General features: G+C 34.2%; 22 protein-coding genes. 8 read left to right on the top strand and 14 right to left on the bottom strand.

What is annotated here, in order from left to right; translation table 11 throughout:
- The coding region (locus JM172_RS16425; RefSeq protein ID WP_214483464.1) for an IS3 family transposase at positions 1-104 on the top strand (104 nt) is incomplete at its 5' end.
- 286 nt (positions 105-390) lie between these two features.
- On the opposite strand, the gene JM172_RS16420 is transcribed toward JM172_RS16425, so the two are convergent.
- Positions 391-1,281, bottom strand: coding sequence for a hypothetical protein (locus JM172_RS16420; protein ID WP_214483456.1), 891 nt, complete (start codon positions 1,279-1,281; stop codon positions 391-393).
- A gap of 174 nt (positions 1,282-1,455) precedes the next feature.
- Between JM172_RS16420 and serC the strand changes: the two genes are divergently transcribed.
- Positions 1,456-2,541, top strand: coding sequence for a 3-phosphoserine/phosphohydroxythreonine transaminase (gene serC / locus JM172_RS16415; RefSeq protein ID WP_250886718.1), 1,086 nt, complete (start codon positions 1,456-1,458; stop codon positions 2,539-2,541).
- A gap of 60 nt (positions 2,542-2,601) precedes the next feature.
- Here the strand turns inward: serC and yhzF are convergent, their stop codons facing one another.
- On the bottom strand, positions 2,602-2,787 hold the full coding sequence (gene yhzF / locus JM172_RS16410) for a membrane protein YhzF (protein ID WP_483297259.1): 186 nt from the start codon (positions 2,785-2,787) through the stop codon (positions 2,602-2,604).
- 176 nt (positions 2,788-2,963) lie between these two features.
- Here yhzF and JM172_RS16405 point away from each other — a divergent pair, with 176 nt between their 5' ends.
- Positions 2,964-3,548 (top strand): HTH-type transcriptional regulator Hpr, encoded by a 585-nt coding sequence (locus JM172_RS16405; RefSeq protein WP_320258117.1) that lies wholly within the window; start codon positions 2,964-2,966, stop codon positions 3,546-3,548.
- Positions 3,549-3,551: 3 nt separating this feature from the next.
- Here JM172_RS16405 and JM172_RS16400 read toward each other — a convergent pair whose 3' ends face one another.
- The gene (locus JM172_RS16400; RefSeq protein WP_250886717.1) at positions 3,552-3,926 is read right to left on the bottom strand and encodes a DUF1878 family protein; all 375 of its coding nucleotides are present in this window, start codon (positions 3,924-3,926) and stop codon (positions 3,552-3,554) included.
- A gap of 356 nt (positions 3,927-4,282) precedes the next feature.
- Here JM172_RS16400 and JM172_RS16395 point away from each other — a divergent pair, with 356 nt between their 5' ends.
- The 3 genes from JM172_RS16395 (at position 4,283) to JM172_RS16390 (ending at position 7,321) form a co-directional block, all read left to right on the top strand.
- Positions 4,283-4,822, top strand: coding sequence for a DUF3267 domain-containing protein (locus JM172_RS16395; RefSeq protein WP_214483453.1), 540 nt, complete (start codon positions 4,283-4,285; stop codon positions 4,820-4,822).
- Between the two features lie 540 nt (positions 4,823-5,362).
- Entirely contained in the window at positions 5,363-5,542 is a 180-nt protein-coding gene (locus JM172_RS24865) for a hypothetical protein (RefSeq protein ID WP_250886716.1), read from the top strand.
- 921 nt (positions 5,543-6,463) lie between these two features.
- Positions 6,464-7,321, top strand: a complete 858-nt coding sequence (locus JM172_RS16390) for a peptidylprolyl isomerase (protein ID WP_214483452.1) — start codon at positions 6,464-6,466, stop codon at positions 7,319-7,321.
- Positions 7,322-7,365: 44 nt separating this feature from the next.
- Here the strand turns inward: JM172_RS16390 and JM172_RS16385 are convergent, their stop codons facing one another.
- The 5 genes from JM172_RS16385 to JM172_RS16365 form a co-directional block, all read right to left on the bottom strand.
- Entirely contained in the window at positions 7,366-7,578 is a 213-nt protein-coding gene (locus tag JM172_RS16385) for a sporulation YhaL family protein (protein WP_214483451.1), read from the bottom strand.
- 278 nt (positions 7,579-7,856) lie between these two features.
- On the bottom strand, positions 7,857-8,804 hold the full coding sequence (yhaM, locus tag JM172_RS16380; protein WP_214483450.1) for a 3'-5' exoribonuclease YhaM: 948 nt from the start codon (positions 8,802-8,804) through the stop codon (positions 7,857-7,859).
- Positions 8,805-8,861: 57 nt separating this feature from the next.
- On the bottom strand, positions 8,862-10,079 hold the full coding sequence (locus JM172_RS16375; protein ID WP_214483449.1) for an MFS transporter: 1,218 nt from the start codon (positions 10,077-10,079) through the stop codon (positions 8,862-8,864).
- Positions 10,076-13,090 (bottom strand): AAA family ATPase, encoded by a 3,015-nt coding sequence (locus tag JM172_RS16370; RefSeq protein WP_214483448.1) that lies wholly within the window; start codon positions 13,088-13,090, stop codon positions 10,076-10,078. The genes JM172_RS16375 and JM172_RS16370 overlap by 4 nt, the downstream gene beginning before the upstream one ends.
- Positions 13,091-13,115: 25 nt before the next feature.
- Entirely contained in the window at positions 13,116-14,333 is a 1,218-nt protein-coding gene (locus tag JM172_RS16365; RefSeq protein WP_214483447.1) for a metallophosphoesterase family protein, read from the bottom strand.
- A 790-nt stretch (positions 14,334-15,123) separates the two neighbouring features.
- Between JM172_RS16365 and JM172_RS16360 the strand changes: the two genes are divergently transcribed.
- The gene (locus JM172_RS16360; RefSeq protein WP_214483446.1) at positions 15,124-15,546 is read left to right on the top strand and encodes a DUF2935 domain-containing protein; all 423 of its coding nucleotides are present in this window, start codon (positions 15,124-15,126) and stop codon (positions 15,544-15,546) included.
- Between the two features lie 83 nt (positions 15,547-15,629).
- Here the strand turns inward: JM172_RS16360 and JM172_RS16355 are convergent, their stop codons facing one another.
- Both JM172_RS16355 and JM172_RS16350 read right to left on the bottom strand, forming a co-directional pair.
- The gene (locus JM172_RS16355) at positions 15,630-16,886 is read right to left on the bottom strand and encodes an ABC transporter permease (RefSeq protein WP_214483445.1); all 1,257 of its coding nucleotides are present in this window, start codon (positions 16,884-16,886) and stop codon (positions 15,630-15,632) included.
- Positions 16,879-17,781 (bottom strand): ABC transporter ATP-binding protein, encoded by a 903-nt coding sequence (locus JM172_RS16350; RefSeq protein WP_214483444.1) that lies wholly within the window; start codon positions 17,779-17,781, stop codon positions 16,879-16,881. The genes JM172_RS16355 and JM172_RS16350 overlap by 8 nt, the downstream gene beginning before the upstream one ends.
- A 128-nt stretch (positions 17,782-17,909) precedes the next feature.
- On the opposite strand from JM172_RS16350, the gene JM172_RS16345 reads away from it, so the two are divergent.
- Entirely contained in the window at positions 17,910-18,089 is a 180-nt protein-coding gene (locus tag JM172_RS16345; RefSeq protein WP_483297258.1) for a YhzD family protein, read from the top strand.
- A gap of 329 nt (positions 18,090-18,418) precedes the next feature.
- On the opposite strand, the gene JM172_RS16340 is transcribed toward JM172_RS16345, so the two are convergent.
- The 4 genes from JM172_RS16340 to JM172_RS16325 form a co-directional block, all read right to left on the bottom strand.
- Positions 18,419-19,216 (bottom strand): enoyl-CoA hydratase, encoded by a 798-nt coding sequence (locus JM172_RS16340; RefSeq protein ID WP_214483443.1) that lies wholly within the window; start codon positions 19,214-19,216, stop codon positions 18,419-18,421.
- Positions 19,217-19,295: 79 nt separating this feature from the next.
- Positions 19,296-20,909, bottom strand: a complete 1,614-nt coding sequence (locus tag JM172_RS16335; protein WP_214483442.1) for a long-chain fatty acid--CoA ligase — start codon at positions 20,907-20,909, stop codon at positions 19,296-19,298.
- A 255-nt stretch (positions 20,910-21,164) separates the two neighbouring features.
- Positions 21,165-22,721 (bottom strand): fatty acid--CoA ligase, encoded by a 1,557-nt coding sequence (locus JM172_RS16330; RefSeq protein WP_214483441.1) that lies wholly within the window; start codon positions 22,719-22,721, stop codon positions 21,165-21,167.
- Positions 22,722-22,895: 174 nt separating this feature from the next.
- Positions 22,896-24,395: a coproporphyrinogen III oxidase gene (locus JM172_RS16325; protein WP_214483440.1), complete on the bottom strand. Its 1,500-nt coding sequence runs from the start codon at positions 24,393-24,395 to the stop codon at positions 22,896-22,898.
- Between the last annotated feature and the right edge of the window lie 566 nt (positions 24,396-24,961).

The raw sequence follows: 24,961 nt of genomic DNA, 5'->3' as shown, positions 1-24,961 counted from the left end.
AAATTAAGCAATATATGATTTATTACAATAAATACAGATATCAATGGAATTTAAAGAAGATGACCCCTGTTCAATACAGAGATCACCTTCTTAATGTAGCCTAGGCTTTTTTTAAAATGTCCTTTACAAAGGGTACACTTTAACTAGAGTTCGTGGCCTCTTTTGTTCTGAAACATGATAACTAACATCTAGAGCCAGTTACTATGGTGCAAATTTGGTAATAATTGCAACAAAGTTTGCGAAAAGAGTCTTACATAAATATTGCTGCTTTTATCTACAAGATTACACGATATGCAATTCTATAAATTTGTCATATTGTTCTCAAATTGTATTTAAACCTCATTCATCCTGTGAATAACAACAACCGATGCAAAGCAGCCATTATATACACTAGTCGCTAAATTTTCTGATCATTGAACGAACTGGAGTTATTTCTGATATTTTCAACCAATCATCGTGATCAAAGAAATCTTCATACTGAGATAGAAACTCTTCTACTGTTCTATGAAAAGAATCATTCCACCTTAATAGATGAATAAATTCTTCTCTTGTTCCAGTAAAACCGTATAGATCTTTTATTCGGTTTATCATATCCGCTTGCCACACTGCTGGAATAGTAGAAATGCTTGGAATATCATTATAACGATAATATGTTCCATCTAACTTCAGAGCATATGGATAATAATATGCATACACTTTTTCAAACGTTTCTCCTGTTTGAAGTGTTAGTTTTCTATTAAGATGTTCTCTAAGTTCATATCCGGTTTCTGTTCTATCCATAAGTTCAAGTTGATCCTTATCCATGAATGTTAGCCAAATTTCCGTTTGTGCCCCACGATTTGGTGCAATTACTGCTGGTAATGCCCCGTAAGGAGCTAAAAATGGGCCAAAAACAATATCTGAATCAAGCATCGTACCTTTCATACAAATGAGTATTTGTTTCGAGTTTTGATTTAAGCCAAATTTGTACACAAGTTGTGCAATACATACGTTTGATCCATAAGCAACAACTGGAAATCTATCATCGATCGCACTTACTCCCTCTGTCTCTAACAATTCCCCAATATTAAGTATCGCTCCATCGCCCGTTAAAAATGAACCTAGTGGGTGACTATTATTTGCAACATGAACTGAAAGTTGTTCAATTTTAGTATTATTTGATTCTTCAATTTTATGTACTCTGCCATTCATAAAAACAAATGAACTAGGTGGTCTTGGTCCTGGATAAATGTCTGGGTGGTCATAAGGGCTAATAGTAAACGGCTTGTTTTCACGGTACAAAAACATTTCTCCCCTTTTGAATTCATGTAATTTTATGTTTGTATTTTGTTAACTAATCTTAGCTAATTTTCGAAAACTTTAAAATAATAGCTTACTTCATTACCGTTTCATGGTACTATATAAACAATTTAAGCAATTAACGTAACAAAACATTTTTGAGGAGGATATTACGTGATGCGTGCATACAACTTTAATGCTGGACCATCTGCACTACCACTAGAAGTTCTACAAATCGCTCAACAAGAGTTAGTAAATTTCCAAGGAACTGGGATGTCTGTGATGGAGCTTAGTCATCGTAGTAAAGAATATGACGCCGTTCATGAAAAAGCGAAAACTCTACTAAAACAATTACTTAACATCTCAGATGAATATGAAGTTTTATTTCTTCAAGGTGGGGCTAGTCTTCAATTTACAATGATTCCAATGAATTTACTTTCCAAAAATACAGTTGCTAACTATGTTTTGACAGGATCTTGGTCTGAGAAAGCCTTAGCTGAAGCTAAAAAAATCGGGCATGTCCATGTATCTGCATCTAGTAAAGAAAATCAATACAAACACATTCCATCAATTAATGATTTAGAAATAAGTGATAATGCTGCTTATTTACATGTTACTTCAAATAATACGATTTATGGTACCCAATGGTCGGAATATCCACAGTTAAATAATGTTGAGCTTATTGCCGATATGTCTAGTGATATTTTAAGCCATGAAATTAATGTGGAGCAATTCTCGATGATTTATGCTGGTGCACAAAAAAATCTAGGACCATCTGGTGTAACGGTTGTCATTCTAAAAAAAGAGCTACTCACTAACAGCACTAATGAATTACCTACGATGCTAAACTATCGTACGCATGCTGACAAAAATTCCTTATATAACACTCCTCCTACATTTGCTATATATACTTTATCACTTGTTCTCGAGTGGTTAGCTAATAGCGGTGGTGTGAAAGGAATAGAGAGAGTTAATAATGAAAAAGCTTCTCTTCTATACAGTTGTATTGACGATAGTAATGGGTTTTATAAGCCTCATGCAAAGATGGATAGTAGGTCAAAAATGAACGTAACATTTACATTACCTTCTGAAGAGTTAACAAAGAAATTTCTCGTCGAGGCAAAAGAAAAAGGCTTTATCGGTTTGAGTGGACACCGCTCTGTAGGAGGGTGTCGTGCATCAATTTATAACGCTGTACCACTAGAAGCTTGTGAAACCTTAGCATATTTCATGAACGACTTTTATAAGAGGAACCAGCTCTAAACGCTAAAATCTTTTATAAAATGAAATTTATAAAAACCCCGATCTTTGGTCGGGGTTTCATCATCTAAAGTAAATGATTGATAGAGCTAATAGCAAACAAACAAATCCACCTCCACCTAGGACAGCTGCTTTTTGACGAAGTATTTGTTTAGGTGGGTAGGCGACAGCTCTTTGAATTAGTGAGAAATAATTTATCATGCCAACAAAGAATAATAGACTTAAAACGAACAATAACAAGATTAACACTGTCAATGCAGTCCCCCCTTTAATTGATATTATGGTGTTTTAAGAATAACTATGTGTTTTGATTTAAATAAATTTCGTTTATTTTAAAATTTCCGAAATTTAATCCTTTATTAATTTTTATTTTATTGGCATAATAGATTGTAATAAAAAATCCAAAGAAAAGTAGGTGACTAGTTGTGACGAAAGAAAATAATTTTTCTATGAAAGAAGCAATGTTATTTAGCCAAAGAATGGCTCAACTCGGTAAAGCACTATGGAAGACTATCGAAAAGGATTGGCAACACTGGATCAAACCATATGATTTAAATATTAATGAACATCATATACTATGGATTGCTTACCATTTAAATGGTGCCTCCATCTCAGAGATTGCAAAATTCGGAGTCATGCACGTTTCAACTGCCTTCAACTTTTCTAAGAAATTGGAAGAACGAAATTTATTGCAATTTTCCAAAAAAGAGAATGATAAAAGAAATACCTATGTAAAAATTACTAGTCAAGGAGAAGAAATATTATTAGAGTTAATGGAGAGTTATGATCCAACAAGACATTCTACCTTTCAAGGTGCACTTCCAATAAAAGATTTATACGGGAAATTCCCTGAACTTACTGATGTAATGTGTATCATTCGTAGTATATACGGAGACGATTTCATGAGGATATTTGAAAAATCTTTTGAGAATATTGAAAAAGAATTTGTTGAAGTAGATGGAAAAATTAGAAAGCACAATCAGCTACAAGAAGTTATTGAAGATAACTAAAGTCTATTTTAATAATTTCATAAATTCTTCCATCAACGGAGTGTACATTTGTTGTTTTAACATAGCAGTTACTGTATCTTTTACATTCATTTTAAATTGGATTGTTTTGGAAAATTCGATAAGAAGCGGGGTAAATACTAATAGGCCTTCCGCTTTTTGTTCTTCAAGTTTTATGCTCAATTTTTCACAAATTGATAGAATTTCATCTACATCTTCTTTTGATAATTGTTCCTTGATGACCATTTGATAAAATGGCATATGATCTTCTTCAACCATTTTTAGTAACAGTGTTTGATAATACTCTATCTTTTCTATTCGACCAATAAATTCGTCCATACTACTATTCCCTTCCATAGCATTTACTTTTAATTTTTCCATATTTCTAATACAATAATATCTAAAAAGATACATGAGTACCAACATCTTTTCATAAGTTCTCTATAACAACTATTTTTCATAAAATTTGTTCGTAACCTTGTAGCTATGGTTCCTAAATTAGAAGATTACGTAATAGTCATCGTTTAAACAAGAATAGAAGACATGAAATCTATTTTATACATGCTTTTTAGTACTAAAACCTTAGACTAAGCATAAATATTGATAGTTTTGTAACAGCTATTGATTTTTTCAACAAATGAGCGTAAAGTATGTTTGTAAGTTCGTAGATTATAGATTATAGATTTTATATTATAACTCATTTAGGACTGCAATCTTATAGTTCGGAAGGTGATTATATGAATTGTTGGAAAACAATCAATTTTTCTCGAGATGTTGGATTCCATCGAATCATACTCATTTCACTATTAACCATGTTAAGTACATTTATATTATTTTATTTACCATTAAATTTATATTACTCTTCAACTAAGTTGCATGGGGATAGATTTATTTATTTTATCATAGCATTACTTATGACTATAGTATTTCATAAATGCTTGCATGCTATACCTCTTATACTTATGAGAAAGAAAGTAAAAATTGAATTAAAATGGGTTACAATCATTCCCATTTTCACGGTGCGATTTTGCAATATGATATCTAAACCAATGTCTATAATGGTGTTTTTAACACCGTTTGTCATGTTTACATCCATATGCTTGCTTCTAGCTGTGATGTTCCCAAGCTATATCCACTATTTTTCAATTATCGCAGCAGCTAACTTAGGTTTGTGTGTACCAGACTTTATATGCTTAAAGCAATTTATAAGTGCTCCTAAACGCTCAGTTATTGAAGAAATTGAAGACGGATATGATATTTTAGTAAAAAGTAATTAACTCTACAGGTACTTACTACAATAGCTTTCTTAAGGGCATCCAACAAAAATGGGTGCTCTTCACTATTTTTCAGAGTTCACTTACAGGGTAGTTCACTCATTTTCAGTAAGTAAAGCGTGTTATCGTTAATTATAGCTTTTCTTACATGGCTGTTTTCGCATTGATTGTTGTTTTTCTTTATAAAATATAATCACGTATACATCTAGCGTTTGGCATCTTTTCTATTTTTACAATTATTGAGCTTTTACGAAAAGATCCTCTTACTAAGACATAAACGCGAATAAAATTAGTGTTTACGCCATCTTTTCTTCTTAAACTTAATGCAATCGTATAAACCAATATTTAGCTTTATAAAATATATAAAATACCAACAAATTTTACGAAAAAAGCTAAATAATGACGTGTGTATAAGACCGTTGATCAAAAGCTTTAATACAATAACAAAGCATAAGGGTATCTTTTTTGCTAAATTTTTGATATTGTTATAAACATATACAAAATGTAGCATCATCAATTAAATTCCAGGGAGGGAATCTCAAATTGCTAATATATTTTATTCCTTTCGCTTTATTTGTCCTATATTATATTAATAAATTAACAAACAGTTTATGTATTCAAAAAGAGATTCCTGAAGAGCGCCAGCCAAAAGTATTTCGAACAATCAATGTCCTTATAACCATCCTGCTACTTTCATCATACGTTGAGGTCATGTACACTTGATAACTCATTACCCTAACTAAACGATCAAGTTGACTTTTAAATTTTTATAGTTTTCACTTCAAAGCTGACAAATTATTTTGTCAGCTTTTGCTGTTTTTTACTAAGTCCCTTTTCATAGACTTTTTTCACTTGTATTGGATTAACTATTGTGTACTTTATAATTTTTATAGTCTTTAGAGGAAAAAAGATAACACCAACGTTAGTTATATTCTTTTTGAGCTCTAATTACGACAAGGAACAATTAATGCGCAGTCAACTTTTACTAAAGCTCTTAGCGTTAGTTTTGTTGTTTACTTCAATGTGAGTAACTAATGTATACTATTTAATTTCTTTAGTCTTTAGAGAAGAAAAGAACCCCGACCTTTAAGCGCTCTTATTACGATCAACAGCAATTCATTCGATAACCGCCTTACATAGAGCTGTTAACGAAAATTATGTGCCAATCGTCATGAAGACATGATATCCAGTTTTTATATCTAAGCATGAAAAACAATATTTATTAGCTAAGCTCTTTTCGTAAACTTTGTTGCTATTTTTATCAATTTAGTATTAAAAAGTGGTTTTAAATTATTAGTCATCGTAATACAGAAGAAAAGATGCCACGAACTCTAATTGCGTACGGTTTATTTCTTAATACGAAAAACAACAATCATTGCGAAAACAGCCATTAGATAAGGTCTTTACAAATACAAACACTATATTTGAAGTAGATCTCCTTATCATTTCCGATGTTTATAATATCACTGGAACTATGAGTTTGAATTCTAAATACAGTAACGACTAATGATGAAACTACGATACAAGATCTTCTATTTCTGTAAGGACTAAAAAATAAAATAATTTCTTTCTCATTTCAAAATATGTTATAGTAGTTGTTGTGGCTTAGATATCATTTAATTTACCGATATAGGAGTGTTTTTAATGAAGAAAATGTTTATCGCATTCACAGCAGCAGCAAGTATATTTGCGCTTTCTGCATGTAATAATGCTGGAGATAGTGAAGTGATCGTAGAAACAAGTGCAGGAAATATTACTAAAGATGAATTTTATGATGTAATGAAGGATCGCGTTGGTGAAGATGTTTTAAGAGAAATCGTATTTACTAAGGTCTTAGAGGACAAATACGAAGTTACAGATGAGGAAATTAACGAACAACTTCAAACAATAAAAGATCAGTACGGGGAACAATTTGAAATGCTTCTTCAGCAATATGGTTATCAAGATGAAGAGCAACTTAAAGAAACGATTAAATTAGGACTATTATCAGAAAAAGCTGCAACAGAGCGTGAAGATGAAATCGAAGTTACTGACGATGAAATTAAACAGTTACATGACAGCATGGAAGGGCAAATTAAAGCTAGTCATATATTAGTTACTGATGAAGAAACAGCAAAAGAAGTGAAGGACAAGCTTGATCAAGGTGAATCATTTGAAGACTTAGCGAAAGAGTACTCTACTGATACTTCTGCTGCAAACGGTGGAGACTTAGGTTGGTTCGGAAAAGGACAAATGGTACCTGAATTTGAAGAAGCTGCATTTGCGTTAAAAGAAGGCGAAATAAGCGATATTGTACAAACTGAACACGGATTTCATATTATCATGTTAACAGAAACTGTTAAACCACTTGATGAAATGAAAGATGAGCTTACTCAGCAGATTCGCGAATCTAAAATGCGTCAACCAGATTTTGTTGATAAGATAATGTTAGAAGACGTAGAGGCTGCTAAAGTAAAAGTGAAAGACGATGATTTAAAAGATATATTTAAAACGAATGAGTAATAAACAAAATGTACTATATAACAAAGCAAAACGCTCGTAATTAATTACGAGCGTTTTACTTCCTCTTCATTAATGATCTCATGATTCATGTTTCGCTTCTCACGCTCTTTTTTCATTCTCTCCATGTACACATTTCCTTCTCTCTCAATATAGGATTGTTCTATTTTCCGCTCCTTCATCGTAATATGAAAGGACATATACCCAGAAAACAAAATCCCTAAGATGACCAAAAATACCCACCAAGGAATGATAAACATGCTTTATCCCCTGCCTTTAACTCAAGATTCAATGACTGTTGTCGAATGAATCGTTACTTAGATACAAATCATTAGTAACGATTGGACTTCAATAAAGAGCCTACAAATTTAAAGTAGACGCTCGTACACCCTCTAGCTGTACTTCTAACTCTTTATTGATTATATGCATAGGGACAAGCATTTATCACTGTTGCAATAGACAAGATATAGTGTTTATTGCTATTGAAGGTGGATATAGTGAACAGCTAGTTTTGAGCTAAGCTGTTAGGTGTTAAGCTCTACTTGTGAAAAGTAGGCTTATAAAATGATCTATTGTCAAGCGCAAAAACCCTTTCGCTAAACTCTCCTGGCTTCACACGTTCTAGTGCACGGTCCAGCATATTCATTTTGGCATCTATATTGTCAATATAATGCAATATTTCTGCTTCCTTTATCATTGGTGGCTTTGGACTCCCCCATTCGGCTTTGCCATGATGGCTCAAAGTCAAATGCTGGAGTACCATTACTTCTTCACCATCAATACCGAGCTCATCAGCTGCTTTACCTATTTCATTTACCATGATGGTAATATGACCTAGTAAATTACCTTCTACAGTATAAACTGTTGAGATAGGTCCAGATAATTCAATTACCTTTCCTAAATCATGTAAAATCACACCTGCATATAACAAGTCTTTATCTAGAGAAGGATATTGGTTAGCAATTGCTTTGGCTAAATCGAGCATGGAAACGACATGATATGCAAGTCCAGAGACAAACTCATGATGATTTTTTGTAGCAGCTGGATACTCTAAAAAAGATTGTTGATATTTTTTTAATAGATGCCGAGTAATCCGCTGGATATTGGGATTTTTCATTTCAAATATAAATTGGGTTATACTGTCTATCATTGACTCTTTTGACAGAGGGGCTATCTCGATAAAATCAGACATTTTAACTCCATCACTTTGATTCGCAGGACGAATGTTACGAAGCTTTAATTGATTTCTTCCTCTGTAATTATGTATATCTCCAACAACTTTAACAATATTTTCACCTGCATATACGTCCTCATCTTCAGTGGAAGCATCCCACAGCTTTGCTTCAATATCACCACTTTTATCTTGTAAGATTAACGTTAAAAATGGCTTTCCATTACTAGCTATACCTTTTGTTGCAGATTTTATTAATAGAAACACATCAACCTGCTCACCAACATCAAAATGTAAAATTCCTTTCGACGACATGTATTCACTCCCCCTCATTCACTTATATATAAGTTCATTTCATTATATCATGATTCATTAATCCTCGACGTGAATAGTAACTTTCCGCTGTTTATTATATAACCAAACTTTCATTGAAATCATCCCAATTACCATGATCAATGCTCCAAAGAAATATGGTAAATGTATATTTGCCTCGAACAAATTACCTGCAATTAACGGACCTGCAACATTTCCTAAGCTTAGAAACGAATTATTTAACCCCATGACCATACCTTGTTTATTACCAGCAAGCTTAGAAATAAGAGAGTTTAGTGCTGGACGCAAAATTGAATTCCCAAGGAAGAAAATACTAGTTGTCAAAATAACCATGCTGTAACTCTTGGCAAATGTCATGATTACGAAGCCAATCGCACTAAGCAACAACGACCCTGTTACTACTCTTTCATCTCCAAAGCGATTTACTAACTTACCTACTATAACTCCTTGTGCAATTGTACCAATTAACCCTACAATGAGTATAATCGTTCCTACTTCACTTGGACTGTATTGATACCGTTCCATCGAATAATACCCAAAGATTGACTGAAAATTTGCTAAACCAAAACTCATGATAAAAACGAGCACTAATAGGAAACCTACAGGACTGACAAGCGCTTTAGCTAATAGCTCAAAGTGGTTAGAAGATTTTTCTTGTGTTTGAGTTTGAGCTCGCATATCCTTCGTATACGATTCTGGTAAGATAAGCATTGATACAACCCCTGCTATAGTCGCTGCTATGCCAGCAAATAAAAATGGATAAGATAAATCAAATTCTGCTAACCATCCCCCAATACCAGGACCAACTACAATACCTAAGCCCATTGCGGCTCCGAGAATACCCATTCCTTGACCACGTTTGTCTTCACTTGTTACATCTGATACATATGCCATTGCGGTTGGCATAAGAGCAGAACCAAATGTTCCAGCAAGAATTCTAGACAAGAATAGCATCCACAAGCCTGTTGCGTAAGCAAATATAAATTCAGCTACAGCAAAACCAAAGAGGCCGATTGTAATAAGAGGCTTTCTGCCAATTTTATCAGAGAGGCGCCCCCAAAGAGGTGCAAATAAAAATTGCATAAACGCAAAAACAGCAACAAGCATCCCTAATACTCTAGCATTAGCATTGAATGCTTCTACGTAGAAAGGTAATATTGGAATGACTAAGCCAATCCCTACCATAATAATAAATAAATTAATACTTAACAACAAAAGTGGACCACGTTTAAATGTGGATTCGTGTGTTGAATTCATATACCTATCCTTTCAGTCTTATTTTCCAATAAGATAATTTCGTTTTCATGAAAATAGTCAAGTATATATTCATGACATGTAAAAAATAAAACCTGATGCTTTTTAGCTATATCTCTAATTAGCTCGACTGACTTCGCTAACCGATCTCGATCAAAATTTACGAAGCTATCGTCAATAATAATCGGGAACTTTTCTCCTTTCCCTACTTGCTCTGCAAGTGCTAGACGTAGTGCTACATACATTTGTTCGGTAGTTGCTTGACTTACTTCATTAGGTTGGAAAAAAAGGCCATCCTTACGTTTTAATAAAAAGCTATTGTTTTCATTTGGAGGCAACACTTCGATATACTCTCCATTCGTTAATAATTTCATATTTGCTGTCGTGTTTTTTAGTACATTGGGTAGACGTACATGACGATAATGATCGATTGTATTCGTAAGAATTTTTTTTGCTATTGCATAGCTCGCCCATTTTTTCGCTTCCTCTTGAAGCTGTGACTTTTCACTCTCAAATTTATGTAGTAGTTCAGCATATGTTCCTCCTTCTTCAAGCTGAGAAAGAAGGACCTTTAATTCTGAGAGTTCTTCAATAAAACTTTGTTCTTTCATAATTATGCTTTTAAGCTCGTTATCATACTTCTCAACCTGCTCTGGTAAAGGTGCTACATCTCTAGGGAGTTGATTAGTTAACTCATCTCCACGTTGAGTTAAAATTTGAGCCTCAACGATAGCTAGTCTCTCTAAGATTTGTTGACTATCTTTAAAAGCCTTCTCTTTCAAACGAAATTGCTCTTCATCTTGGACTTCAGCAAGTTGGAATAAATGTACAATATCATTGTGCAAATGATTTTTTTTAGCCGTAATCTCATGCAGTTCATCGTCTAATGAATTTATGCTATTTGCTTTTTCTCGCAACAGCCTTTTTTTATCCTTTTCTTTCGTTAACCGCTTATCAATATTGTATAGCGTTACACTCATATCTTTATCATTCTTTTTGATTTGGAATAAATCTGCTAACTCAGCCACTTTAGCATCAAATTCATTCATATCATGTTCTAACAATTGTTTTTTTTCAGCTATCAATTGCTTTCCTATTATCAGTTCTTTTATTTTCTCTATAATAAGTAATATTTCATATAATTGCTTTGCTGAAACATCCTCTTTAATAGGAAATCCTAAATCTAAATTATGCAACTTCTTAGAAAATGCAAACTTGTCCCGTTCCCAATCTGTATATTTCTTAACGATCTTTTCATATGTTCTACCACGTTGTTCAACTGCTAATTTTTCAATCTCAAGTAATTGACTATAATGGTCATCTTTCGCTAACATTCGTTCTAAGTCTGAAAGGTGATCATTAGACAAATTTAAAAGTTGTTGCCTATTTTCATCAATAGCGCTTATTATCTCAGCTTTTTCTTTCTCAAGCTCATTTAACAATATTTTTTCGGACGGCGAATTGAATCTAAGTAACAGTGGGATAAACAGGAAAATAATCCCACCTAATAACATGATCCATTTACCAGTAAAGATCGCTCCTCCAACAAGCCCAACAAGCAACAAGATACTCAAAAAACTGACCAAATTTATCTGTTGTTTTTTCTTCTTTTCAACAAATTTAATCGTATCAACTTTACGAGTTAAGCGAGTATAACTCTTTGCTAAATGTTCCTGTTCATGCTGTAACACTTGCAGTGAACTATGCTGAGCAATTTGTTTCTCATACTTGTCACGCTGTTCATCCTGTAAGGTTTGTTGTTCAAATTCAATGATCTTTTGTTCGCTTTCTTCTAAATCTTCCTTTGCACGATTAAACCGCTCATCTAACACTCGTTTGTCATGAGCCAGTTCTTCTTCAACTGTTATAAGGGTAGAAAGTTGATCTTTTTTTAGTATACCTGCATCGATTTGAAGAATATGTGCTTCGTCAAGATCAAAGGGTAACTTTGCAAACTCAAAATGTAACTCTTTTTGCTGCTGATCAATTTGAACAGATAATTCATTTTGCCTTTCCAACATCGCTTGAAATAAGCTGTAATTCGACTTGACCTCTTGAACTTTTTCTTCAGCTATTAACATGCTTTCAACTACCGCTTCATTTTGCTGCACTTCCACAAGGTCTCTTCTTTTTGCTATTAAAGTATCATATTGTGCTTCATAAGCTCTTTTTTCAGCATATAGTTGTTCAAAGCGGACAAGTCCATCAGCAGGAAAAGGATGATATGTCGGTAGCTTGTCTAATTGTGTACGATATAATGCTCTCTTTTCAAACAATGGCTGTAGCTCAGTTAGTTTTTTTACGATTACTGTTTCTTGTTCAATCCTTTTTTTATTTACCTTTATTGTTTGTAATTCTTCCTTTATAACTGTCGTTCGATTCATTAAATTTTTGTATTGATTACTTTTTTCCTGCCATTGTAGAAGCTGTTTATTCTGTTCAGCTAGTTGAGGTAGCATCTCGTTAATCAGCGGTTTTCTACCATTTGGCTTAAAATACTCATCTATCTTTTTTGAAAGTTTCTGCTCAGCTGAAAGAATGGCATCCGTTCCTACAGCGCCAGAGGAAAATAAATAACGACCCAAATCCTCAGTTTTCATTGTATGTATATTTTGTAAGCCATGAATATTAAATGAAAATATCGACTGATAGTTTGATTTATCCATACCTTGAACAATCATTTGCAGTGCTTCTTCTCCAGCCTTTGTACCATCAGAAAACGTCACTGTAACAGCTCTTTCACCTTTTCTTAATAACCTTTCAACAGTTACAACACCATACTTCTCTGTTTCAAGCACAAGGCGACCACCATAATTGCTCCCTAATCTTGGCTTGTATCGATTTTCACTCTGTTGCTTAGTAGGAAAACCAAATAACATACTATGAATAAATGAGTGAAGTGTAGATTTTCCTGCCTCATTTTTCCCATAAAAAACTTGAATATCACCAAGTGGCTGTAAGTCTATATGATCAAGCTTTCCATATCCATAAATGTATATACCGATAATTTTCATGTTCATCACCCGCTTATTTCCATGATTAATATAATTCTCTGAATAATAACTTCTGAGCCTCGTTATGAATTTCACGAATATCTTCTTCAGAAAACTCTGTAAGGTATTTACGTGCTTGAGAGTGAGAAAATAGCGGTTTGAGAACTTCTTCATATTCTTCGAACTCGCTTATCATAGTAACTAAATCTTTAAGAAAAGGAGATTGCGCAATGTTCTTATCCTCAATACCTTCACTAGTATTAACGATCGTTTTGTCAACCCAGACAAAATCTTGCCTTTCCTCTTCACCATCAACTATGATTAATAAGAAATCCTCTAACTGTGCTTCATTTTGCAATACTTTATGAAGTGGTCCTGATCCAATAAACTCAATAGATAGTAGAGTACCATTATTCCTTGATCGAATCTCTTCGAATTTTGTATAGCTTACGTTTAACAATTCCTCAAATGTTTCAAGTTGCGCTATGTTAATTTCTAATTGATCCCAAATGAGATTTGTAGTTGGATGAAAAGAATAAGATACGTCTGTTGTAGATAGGTTCACTAAATAACAACCTTTTTCACCATGCTCCTTTCGATGCCTACCTTGAGTATTCCCCGGATATATAATTGGAGGGTTATCACACAGAACTTGACGTTGATGGATATGGCCTAATGCCCAATAATCAAAGTCTTTTTCAATGAGTTGTCTAACTGTAAACGGGGCGTAATTATTATGTTCTGTTTGTCCTTCAGAACTGCCGTGTAGGATCCCAATATGAAATTTTACTTCTCCTTGCTTGTTATACAGGTCAGTCATATTGTTACGTACAGATCTGTTTCGATAACTAAACCCATATAAATTGACAAGCTCTTTTCCTTCTTTTTTATAAGTCTTACATTCAACTGTTTCATCAGAAAAAATATGTACATTTTCAGGCCACGTTATATCTATCCATGATCCATTAGTATAATCATGATTCCCGTGCACAATATATACTTCTATTTGTGCTTTTTTTAATCTTTCCATTTCTTTCCTCAATCGAGTTTGGGCTCTTATGCTTCGATCCTCTTGGTCATAAATATCACCTGCTAGAATAACAAAATCTACTTGTTCTTTTATTGCTATATCAACAAGATTTGTTAAAGCAATAAATGTACTATCCATTACTCGTTGAAATATTTGTGTGGGAAGCTTTTTTAATCCAACAAAAGGACTATCCAAATGCAAATCTGCTGCATGTAGAAATTTGATTTGCTCCATATAAACTTGCTCCTTTTAAACAACTAGTTACTATTATTATAATTCTATTTATTTTACCATATGTTGCTGTTAAACCCCTCTTTTTCGTAAATCACGAAAGTATACCGTTATCTTAGCTCTATACAGGCCTATAAAGCATTTTTTGATTGATCATATAACAAAAAAATGCAATCACTTGAAGGTTTATTTTCTAAGTAAAAGTAATTTCATAGTTATTGTTACGAGTATTTGTTGTTGATGCTCAATGTAATCGAGCCTCCTTTTTGTCACTATACCTCTGCTCAAACAATTTTCAGCCCTAATACAATATCATCACGTGCTAAGTACGAACTACTACAGATGCATAAGCTTTCCTTGGCAAATCTATATAAATGTCTATTGAAAAGCATTTTCAAAGTAGTAGTTACATACATTGTGTATATGTAGATCATCATGTTTTATCATTCTACTAAGTCTAAATTCAAGCCAAATGATATAACGATTAGATGTTATTCTACTTCGTTCACATAGGCTGTTTTCGTAGACTCTGTTGCTATTGTTATTGAATTAGTACCATAGTCACGTTTTACATCAGAAAAGATGTCACGAACGCTAGTTGACTACGTATTTATTTCTTAATACGAAAAAACACAACAATGTGGAAGCAGCCTTCAAATGTCATTCTATATTTTACTTCTTATTCTATCCAATTAGCGTAACATTCTATTCAATTCATGCAGGTTTTTATCTAACTGATGAGGGATGCTATTTTCCATTAGTATTACATATTTTTATTAAAGGGGGAGTTTATTTGCAATTTTATTATGGGCAGCAAATGCCTTTACGAATACTTGATGAAGCTGAATTTTGGAAGCACCAGGAGGAGGAACATACTGTTGTCATTAGAGAGCTTGTTAAAGATCTAGAATCTGAATATGTAGATCAGTTAAAGGTATGGGAAGAAACACTTAAAGAAACACATCAACATATCGTTAGGTTTATTGAAACTGTCATACGCTCAGGTAATCAAATATCTGCTAAGCTCCATCAAGACATTATGAAACTAGTACAATTTTGCTTACAGCAGAGTGAAGAGTTTATTAAACTGTGCAGGTTCCTCCAAAGACATAGCAAGCCCATCCAAGAAAACCAAACTGCAATTGTAGTAATAGATCATATCATTCGTGAATCTGAGTACTTTATCGGTATTTCAAAAGCTTTATTATACAAATAGACCACTGAGAGTGTCTCAGTGGTCTTATTATTGTTTATAAGCTTTATGCTTAACGAACATGAATAATAGCAGATTGATTTCCGTTATTTTTTTGTTAATTGTAACGCCTTTTTAATATCTTTAAACGAGCTTGATTTTCCGTACATTAATACACCACCGCGATATACTTTCGCTCCGAATAATGCTAACGCTACAATTGTCCCTACTAACAGTGTGATACTTAAGGTAATTTCCCACCAAGGAAGATTTAACATACCTACACGTAGAAACATAATCATCGGAGTAAAAAACGGTATATAAGATGTGACTGTAATAAAGGGAGCTTCAGGTACTCCTAATCCAAACATTGCGATCATAAAAGCTGCAACGATTAACAGCGTCATTGGCATAATCATTTGCTGTACATCTTCAATCCTGCTCACTAACGAACCTAGAACTGCAGCAAGTGTTGAATATAACAAATAACCAAGTATAAAAAATACAAAACCATATATAATCGTAGATGCTGGTATATTAGCAAACCCAAAGAATTCTAAAACCCCGCCACTGTTTTGAATATTATCTACATTGCTTGATAATGAAAAGTATCCTATTGCTAGTATAGCTGCAAGCTGCGTTAAGCTAAGAAGAGCAATACCTAAAATCTTCCCAAACATTTGTGTTACAGGCGAAACACTCGAAATAATTATTTCCATTACCCGTGAAGTTTTTTCTGTAGCAACTTCAGTAGCTATCATGCTCGCATACATGATGACTGAGATATAAATAAAGAATAATAACACATAAACAATGCCTCGTGCTTGCATTAATTCTTCCTCTGTTTTTGCATCCTCCGCAAGCGCTATTTTTTCGAAAAATACTGGTTCATATAATTTCTCCACCTGTGATGGTTCAAGTCCTATTTGACTCGTTGCAATCGTTGTTTTCAATTGCTGTAAAGCTTGTTCTAGCTTCGTATTTACATCATTATCAGTTATACTCATCGCCTTAAAGGTTCCTTGAGGTAAATTTGCTTCATTATAAGAAAGAATGATAAATCCAGTATAATCTTCCTCTTCAACCTTCAATGCGGCTTCTTCTTCTGTCCCACTATATTTCTCAACGGTTAACTCTTCACTAAAAACCTCTAACTGGGCTTTAAAAGGCTCAAATAACTCCTCAGTTTCGTCAATTACAGCAATCGTTGTTGCCTTATCTTGTTTATCAAAAAAGTCTATAATATTTTGCATATTTCCTAAAGCAAATACTATTAAGCCTATGATAAGAGTTGATATAATAAACGATTTTGTTTTTAACTTGGTCATGTAGGTATTTGACACAATAATCCAAAATTTATTCATGATAAGAAGCACCTACCTTTTCTATAAAAATATCATTTAACGAAGGTTCTTCTAACATAAATTTTCTTATAAAACCCTTATTGCTAATTTGCGCAAGAATCTTTTGTGAAACATTCTCATTTTCTACTTGCAGCTCCACCCCTAGTGCCGTATCCTTAACTTTGACTACACCAGGTAACGTTTTAATGTCAGATAAATCAAAGTCAGCGTCGATCATTACATTCTTTTTACCAAATGATCTTTTAATATCTTTTAAGCTACCATGAACGACAGGTTTACCGTGATGCATAATACATAAATGCTCACATAATTCCTCTACATGTTCCATTCTATGGCTTGAGAAAACGATTGAAGTACCTTCATTCTTCAAGTCGATGACAGCTTCTTTTAGTTGTTCAACATTAACTGGGTCTAAGCCACTAAATGGTTCATCCAAAATAAGTAATTTAGGTTTATGTATAACAGCTGAAATAAATTGAATTTTTTGCTGGTTACCTTTAGATAACTCTTCAACTTTTTTATTCTTGTATTCTGGAACCTTGAATCGTTCAAGCCAGTAATCTAGTTCTTTTACCACCTTTGCTTTGTCCATCCCTCGTAGCCTACCAAAGTAAACAATCTGCTCGACAACCTTCAATTTTGGGTAGAGTCCTCGTTCTTCTGGCAAATAACCAACTAAATGGCTTGATGAATAATTAATTGGTTTTCCTTTCCAAGTAATGTTTCCTTCAGTAGCATCTAACAATCCTAAAATCATTCGAAAGGTTGTCGTTTTTCCAGCCCCATTCGCCCCTAAGAAGCCAAACATTTCTTTCTCTGGAATATCAATTGTTAACTTATCAACAGCTGAAAAACTGCCGAAACGTTTTGTTACATTCTCTAGCTTTAACCCCATAGTCTACCTCCTCCTATTTTTCGATACTATAATTACGATTAAAAAAACTAATAAGTTTCATATTTTTTGCAGAATTTCGATTATTATGTAAGAATAATAGTAAATATTTAATAAGGAGTTGTTGAATTGTGTACACTTTAACAGTATATGATGCAAGCGGTGAGAAATTACTAGAAAAGACATTTGAAGCAAGCGGTGACAAAGAAGCAAAATTGAAAGGAGAACAATGGTTAGTTGAAGCAAACTACCAAGATAAAACGCACCGCTGTACGTCTTCACAAGGAAAACTAATTTTGTTTCACCGCTAATAGCATTTACCACAGATAAGTCCGGTGTTGATGTTGTGATATGTAAAAGGAACGGGAACGCATATCGTTCAATCAATGTTAATCGACCACACGTACTGATTTACAGGTCAATTAAGCAATTTTAACGGTCAATTTTGCTGTTTTTCAGGTCAATTACGCTACTTTATCGGTCAATTTTGCTGTCTTTCAGGTCAAATCAACTATTTTATCAATTTCAGAGTTTTATTCAAAACCAAAGCGCAAGCTCACTATCGTTATGTAATGTGAAACTCGCGCTTTTTTACTTACTAGAAAGTAAATTATTTATGAAATCGTTTTCAATTATATGATTATTTTCCTGTAAATTGAGGTTTTCTCTTCTCAATAAATGAGATAATACCTTCTTGATGATCAGCCGTTTGGCGCATTTTAAATTGGGCCTGCTTTTCTAACTCAAGAATATTCTTTAATGTAGGTAAATGCATTTGTTTAAAAATACTTTTAGTCTCTAACATTGTTTTGGTAGGTTTGTTTAACCACTCAGTAACTTTAGCTTGAACTGCTTCCTCGAAGTTATCTTCAACAACTTGATCGATCAGGCCTAGCTCAAGTGCCTTAGCTACAGGAAGTTTTTCGCCTTCCCAAATAATTTTTTTCGCCTTTTGTTCACCTACTCGTCTTTCGATAAAGAAATGTCCCCCACCGTCAGGAACTAAGGCGATCCCGATAAAGTTCATCGCAACAATCGAATGAGCTTCAGCCATTACGTAATCACTCGCTAAAGCAAAGCTTAACCCTAATCCAGCTGCAGGACCATGGATTGCACTAATCGTTAATAGTGGCAACTTATAAAGCGTTTCCATCATTTCGTTTATTTTGTTCATCATTTTTTCGAAGTCTTCTGGTCCAGCTGATGCGGCAGTTGCTAGCATTGATTTAATGTCACCGCCTGAACAAAAACCTTTCCCGCTCCCTTTAATAACAAGTATGTCTGCCTCACTGTCAGCAACTTCATGAAGCTTTTCTACTATACTAAAAATCATTTCTACGTCCATTGCATTTAAAACTTTCGGACGATTTAATTCTAGTGTTGCCACTCGTCCTTCGACTGTTAATAGAACTACTTCAGTAGAGCTTTGAGTTGTCATAATTATCCCCCTTTTATTTATTCTTTATAATTGTACCAAAACTATACAATAAAATAAATATTCTGAAATTATTTTTTGTTTATCGTTTTTGAAGATGCTCCTTTAACTGTTCTCTCAATGCTCTTTTTAAAAATTTTCCAACTGATGTCTTTGGTATTTCTTTCATGAATACGATATCATCTGGAAGCCACCATTTGACAAACTGAGGGCGCAAATACTCGTAAAGTTCTTCCTTCGTTACAGCATTTCTTCCTTCCTTCATTACAACACAAGCAATTGGTCGCTCTTGCCATCTTTCATGAGGAACTGCAATGACAGCAGCCTCAAAAACTTCCTCATGAGCCATTAAAGCATTTTCTAAATCTACAGATGAAATCCATTCACCACCACTTTTAATAAGATCCTTTGTTCGATCTACGATTTTAATTACTCCTTCTTGGTCCACTGTTACTACATCACCTGTATGGAGCCAGCCATCACGAAATGCATCTTTACTTCTATCATCATGATAATATTCTTCTGCTACCCACGGACCTCGTAAACAGAGCTCACCCATTTCTGTTCCGTTCCATGTTACTTCGCCATCTTTACCGATCACTTTCATTTCAACACCCGGCACAATATAACCTTGCTTAGACCGAATTTCTAAACGCTCTTCCTCTGATAAGTTAGTTTGATAGCTTTTTAATCTAGATAAAACAACAAGTGGGCTCGTTTCAGTCATTCCATATGCATGAATAAATGGGATGCCATATTTTGATTCAAATGCTTTTATCATTCCTTTTGGTGCAGCAGAACCACCACATAAAATCCTAGTTACACTCTTTAAATTGTAGTCTCCTTGTTCAAGAACCTGTAATAACCCTAACCAAATCGTAGGAACACCAGCTGCTATTGTCACTTTTTCTGACTCCATTAATTGTGCTAATATCTTTGGAGTAAAAGAAGATCCTGGCATAACCATGGTTGTTCCAAACCATACCCCCGCAAAAGGTAATCCCCAAGCATTAGCATGAAACATCGGTACAACTGCTAATGATACATCACTCTCAGAAATTGCTGCACTGTCGGCCAATCCTAATGCAAAACTGTGTAGAACAATTGCCCTGTGAGAATAAACAACACCTTTTGGGTTCCCTGTTGTTGCTGATGTATAACATATACCTGCTGGGTCATTTTCATCCATATTATTGTCAAATGGAAAGGTTGGGTCAGCATCAGCAAGCATTTTTTCATAGTGGAAAACCGGTTCAAGTATTGTTTCAGGAATGTCTTCTTTATCTGTCATAATGATATAAGCTCGAACAGTTGGAAGCTCATCTTTAATTTTTTCAATAAGCGGAAGCAAATCCTCATCTATTAATAAAACTTTGTCCTCCGCATGATTAATAATATAGACGATATGTTCAGGAGCTAGGCGAATATTAATTGTATGAAGAACAGCTCCAATCCCAGGTATGCCAAAATACGCTTCAAGATGGCGATGGTGGTTCCACGCAAACGTTCCAACACGTTCCCCTTTGTTGATTCCCAGTTTTTGCAATGCACTTGATAAACGTCTAGTTCTCTCACCAATTTGCTTATACGTATGCGTTGTTTTTCCTAGTGCCGTTCGAGAGATAACCTTCTTGTTCGGAAAATATGTTTCAGCGTGCTCCATCATCATTGGCAAAAGTAACGGTGAATTCATCATGATACCAGCCTCCTATTTATTGGTTTTAGGAAGGAACGAGCCCCCATTTACACCTTTAGTCTCCACTTTTCATAACAAACTCTGCAATCATCTCAGCTTCATTTCCCAATTGATCTATTTAACACGTTAACTACTATAGTTCATGGCAGCTTTTCCTCTTTAGCATTATGACTAACAATATTAAACCACTTTTTATTTTTCTAATTTGATAACAATAGCTTCAAAGTGTACGAAAAGAGCCTTCAAAGAAGGTATTTATACTTGAGTGTTAGTCAATTGCTCTCGAAGTAAAAACTTTTGGATTTTTCCACTCGCATTGCGAGGTAGCGCATCTATAAAAACATATTTTCTAGGTCGTTTATAATTTGCAAGCTGATCACTATTTTTCAAGTAGTCTTCTAACATCTCTGCCGTTAGCTGTGGATTTTTTTTAACTATTATTGCTATGACTTTTTCTCCCCATACCTCATCTGGCTCGCCAAGTACTGCAACATCTAGCACTCCGTCATATGCATGGAGTACGTCCTCTACTTCTCTCGGATATACGTTCTCTCCCCCACTTATAATCATGTCATCAACTCTATCTGCTACATATAAATATCCTCCTTGATCAAGATAGCCTAGATCTCCTGAATGATACCATCCTTTATACATCGCTTTATCCGATGCTTCAGTACGATTAAAATATCCTTCCATCATACAAGGACCCCTAACAATGATTTCCCCTACTTCTCCTGGAGACAGAACATTCTCCGGATCTGCAGGGCCATCATCATTCGGCCGTACTATACGTATTTCGTGGTTTATGCATGCTCTGCCAGCAGACCCTACTTTGAGTAATTGTTCATCTTCCATAAGAAACGAAACCGCAGGACCCATCTCCGTCATACCATATGCTTGTATTAAATCAATTCCCATTATCTCTTTTATTGACTTTACTAATACAGGAGCCATTGGCGCTGCACCATACAGCCCTAAGCGTAATGAAGTGAGTGATTTAGGTTCAATTTGTTCCTGCAACAGCATATTCCACATCGTAGGTGCTGCAAACAAAACTGAGATTTTTTCTCCTTCAATTGTTTTTAACACGCTTTGTGGATCAAAATGGTGGAGTATGACATTAGTTGCTCCGACATGTATCCTCGGTATGAAGCAACAATGTAATTCAGCACAATGAAACATCGGCGCTGTGACAAGACCTCGATCTTTATCAGTTATTTTCAGAGCGGTAAGGCAAATAATACTTTGTTCAACCATATCACGGTGACGGTGAAGGACACCTTTAGGCCTTCCTGTCGTACCACTCGTATACATAATTGCGTAGAGATCATCTTCGTTAATTTTCACTTGAGGTTGTACTCGAGAAGCTAGTTTTAATCTTTCATCATAACTTACTGCATAAGAAGGAGTATCTTCGTTTATATACCAGAAGGAGGTGTTTGTAAATTCTTCATGAATTGCAAATATATGAGGTTCTAAGGCTTTCTCAAATAAAAGTACTTTTGGTTCTGCATCACTTAAAATGTAAGCTACCTCTTTTGGTTGCAGCCTAAAATTTATTGGATTAAATATAGCACCAATTTTAGCACAAGCTACAAGGACCGTTGCTAGTTCACTCGTGTTAAAAAGATAGGTTGATACTCTATCACCCTTTTGCACCCCTGAGGAAAGTAACGCATTTGCTAACTTATTTACCTCGATGTCCCATTGTTCATAAGTTAACCTATAACCTTTAGCAACATCGACCAACGCTTCCTTCTCAGGAAATTTAGCGACCGTTTGTTCAAATAATCTGGCAATAGTCATGTACAAAAAAATTCCTCCTTTTTACTATTATTTAAGTAATTCATTCCAATATATATTTCATCAAAAAAAAGTAAAACACCTTTAATTTTGTGAATATTCTAAAAATATAATTCACTAAAAAAAGTTGCCAGGAAAGTTAAAATTTCAAGGGCAACTTTTTTAGTGAAATAATGCAATTTTTCAATCAGAAAATATATTTGAAAGGATAGAAATTTTATCATGTGTATACTTTTCGTAACCGTCATTAAACGTTTTCGGGTCTTTAGGATTTGCAAACCTAGTTATTTTTCCGGTTTGTGGGTGCACAAGTTTACTCGACGCCCCGCAGCCTAATCCAATAATTGTTTGCTGTTCTTCCATAATCATAATATTATAGATGCTTTCTTGGTTAGGAAGAGCATATCCAACGTTTTCTAAATTTCCTAGGATATTTTTTTGTCGATACAAATAATAAGGTCTATATCCTTTTTCAGTGGTCCATACAGTAGCTATATCCATCATTTCAGCTATTTCTTGTCTATCTGCTACTGGATATTTAGCTTTGTTTTTTGTCATTTCTGAAGCACGTTTAAATGATAAAGTATGCACCGTTAATGATTCAGGCATTAATTTTTCTGTTTCTGATAATGTATGGTGAAATTGTTCTTTACCTTCTCCAGGTAATCCAATGATAAGGTCCATATTAATGTTATTCATCCCCATTTGCCTAGCAAGATGAAATTTATCAATCGTTTCTTGAACCGTATGATGGCGTCCAATTGCTTTTAATGTTTCTTGAATATACGATTGTGGATTGATGCTTATACGATCAATTTTCCATTTGTTCAACACAGTGAGCTTCTCAGGTGTAATTGTATCAGGACGACCAGCCTCTACCGTAATTTCTCGCACATTTTCAACATTCGGAAAGGACTCATACATTTCCTCGTAAAGCATATCCATTTCTTCTGCTGAAATACTTGTAGGTGTTCCACCACCGAAATATATAGTCGTAATGTTAATACCATTTTCTTTTAACCAAGCTCCTACTTTACGCATTTCATAATGGAGTCCCCCCAGAAATGAATTTACTGAGCCCTGCCTACCATTTATCGCATAAGCAGGAAAGGTACAATATGCGCATTTCGTTGGACAAAATGGAATTCCGATATAAATGCTTACTTCGTTCTTTAATTGATATAGATCTGGCACAACTGAAAGCTGTTGATCCACAATTTGCTGCATCAGTTGTATTTTTTCATCTGAAATCATATAGTTATCACGAAGCTCGTTATGAGCCTGTTTTTTAGCTATACCTAACTGAAGTTTTTTATGAAGTAATTTCGTTGGGCGAATCCCAGTTAATAATCCCCATGGTTGTCTCACTTTTGTATGCTGCTGTAACAATGATAAATACACATATAAAACGATATTTTTTATTTGAGTAAAGCGTTCCTTTTCACTTTCAAAAGAAGCAAGCGATTTTTCCATCTTTGCTTCATATATATGATTTGTCGCAAGTACATGCAATTTAGCAGTAGCTGAAGCGTTAATACTCTCGTCTAAATCAACCTTAACAATTAATGTTGGATCATCAATATTATTAAACGATAGTTCGCTTTGTTCAAAAAATAAATCTGTAATTAGTTCCATTGGACGTTGATATCGCGGATCATCCAAACCATTTATTACTATTCTCATATACATCACCTTCTTATTGTCCGATCCAAACTTATCTAAGTGTACAGAACATATGTGAATTGGTCAATCATGAGATGGGAGAATAGATTTTTACCCCAAAAAAGATCATCTCTACTTAATATTCCTTTCCTGCATGGAAATAAAATTTCATTTAAATGACCCTAGTATGGAAACTAAAATTATTGAATATGAGTATATTGTTAGCATCGTGCAAAAAAACGGCTATAGACTTCATTAATAAGAACGATGATCATGATAGTTTTAAAGATTCTATAAATATACTTATTTCGGAAGAATAAAGACAGCTATTTCGTTAGCGAATTTTCCACTTAAGTAAAAGCACTATCTCTTCATCCGTTCGGAAGGTTCAGATGCAGTTTTGATTTAATACAATGAATGTTCAAGCCACACTTCAAAACAAGAAGGTAAATGTAAATTATAGAATATGATGAACGGGAGGATGTAGATATACTTGTAGCTGATGATTTGTAAATGCAATGTTTATAACTTATTCGTCTCCAGTATTTATCCATACTTAATTATTCCTGAGCGTCTTGATATTTCAA

Source organism: Bacillus sp. SM2101 (assembly GCF_018588585.1).
Classification (GTDB): Bacteria; Bacillota; Bacilli; order Bacillales; family SM2101; genus Nanhaiella; species Nanhaiella sioensis.
Note: the sequence above shows the minus strand (reverse complement) of the source record. Positions and strands in the feature narration are given on the sequence as shown.

What these genes read in the sequence shown, in the direction of transcription:
- JM172_RS16375 (WP_214483449.1), bottom strand. Translation starts at nt 10,079, where the DNA reads ATGAATTCAACACACGAATCCACATTTAAACGTGGTCCACTTTTGTTG.
- JM172_RS16385 (WP_214483451.1), bottom strand. Translation starts at nt 7,578, where the DNA reads ATGTTTATCATTCCTTGGTGGGTATTTTTGGTCATCTTAGGGATTTTG.
- JM172_RS16370 (WP_214483448.1), bottom strand. Translation starts at nt 13,090, where the DNA reads ATGAAAATTATCGGTATATACATTTATGGATATGGAAAGCTTGATCAT.
- serC (WP_250886718.1), top strand. Translation starts at nt 1,456, where the DNA reads ATGCGTGCATACAACTTTAATGCTGGACCATCTGCACTACCACTAGAA.
- JM172_RS16355 (WP_214483445.1), bottom strand. Translation starts at nt 16,886, where the DNA reads ATGAATAAATTTTGGATTATTGTGTCAAATACCTACATGACCAAGTTA.
- JM172_RS16340 (WP_214483443.1), bottom strand. Translation starts at nt 19,216, where the DNA reads ATGACAACTCAAAGCTCTACTGAAGTAGTTCTATTAACAGTCGAAGGA.
- JM172_RS16350 (WP_214483444.1), bottom strand. Translation starts at nt 17,781, where the DNA reads ATGGGGTTAAAGCTAGAGAATGTAACAAAACGTTTCGGCAGTTTTTCA.
- JM172_RS16325 (WP_214483440.1), bottom strand. Translation starts at nt 24,395, where the DNA reads ATGAGAATAGTAATAAATGGTTTGGATGATCCGCGATATCAACGTCCA.
- JM172_RS16395 (WP_214483453.1), top strand. Translation starts at nt 4,283, where the DNA reads ATGAATTGTTGGAAAACAATCAATTTTTCTCGAGATGTTGGATTCCAT.
- JM172_RS16390 (WP_214483452.1), top strand. Translation starts at nt 6,464, where the DNA reads ATGAAGAAAATGTTTATCGCATTCACAGCAGCAGCAAGTATATTTGCG.
- JM172_RS16335 (WP_214483442.1), bottom strand. Translation starts at nt 20,909, where the DNA reads ATGATGAATTCACCGTTACTTTTGCCAATGATGATGGAGCACGCTGAA.
- yhaM (WP_214483450.1), bottom strand. Translation starts at nt 8,804, where the DNA reads ATGTCGTCGAAAGGAATTTTACATTTTGATGTTGGTGAGCAGGTTGAT.
- JM172_RS16365 (WP_214483447.1), bottom strand. Translation starts at nt 14,333, where the DNA reads ATGGAGCAAATCAAATTTCTACATGCAGCAGATTTGCATTTGGATAGT.
- JM172_RS16400 (WP_250886717.1), bottom strand. Translation starts at nt 3,926, where the DNA reads ATGGAAAAATTAAAAGTAAATGCTATGGAAGGGAATAGTAGTATGGAC.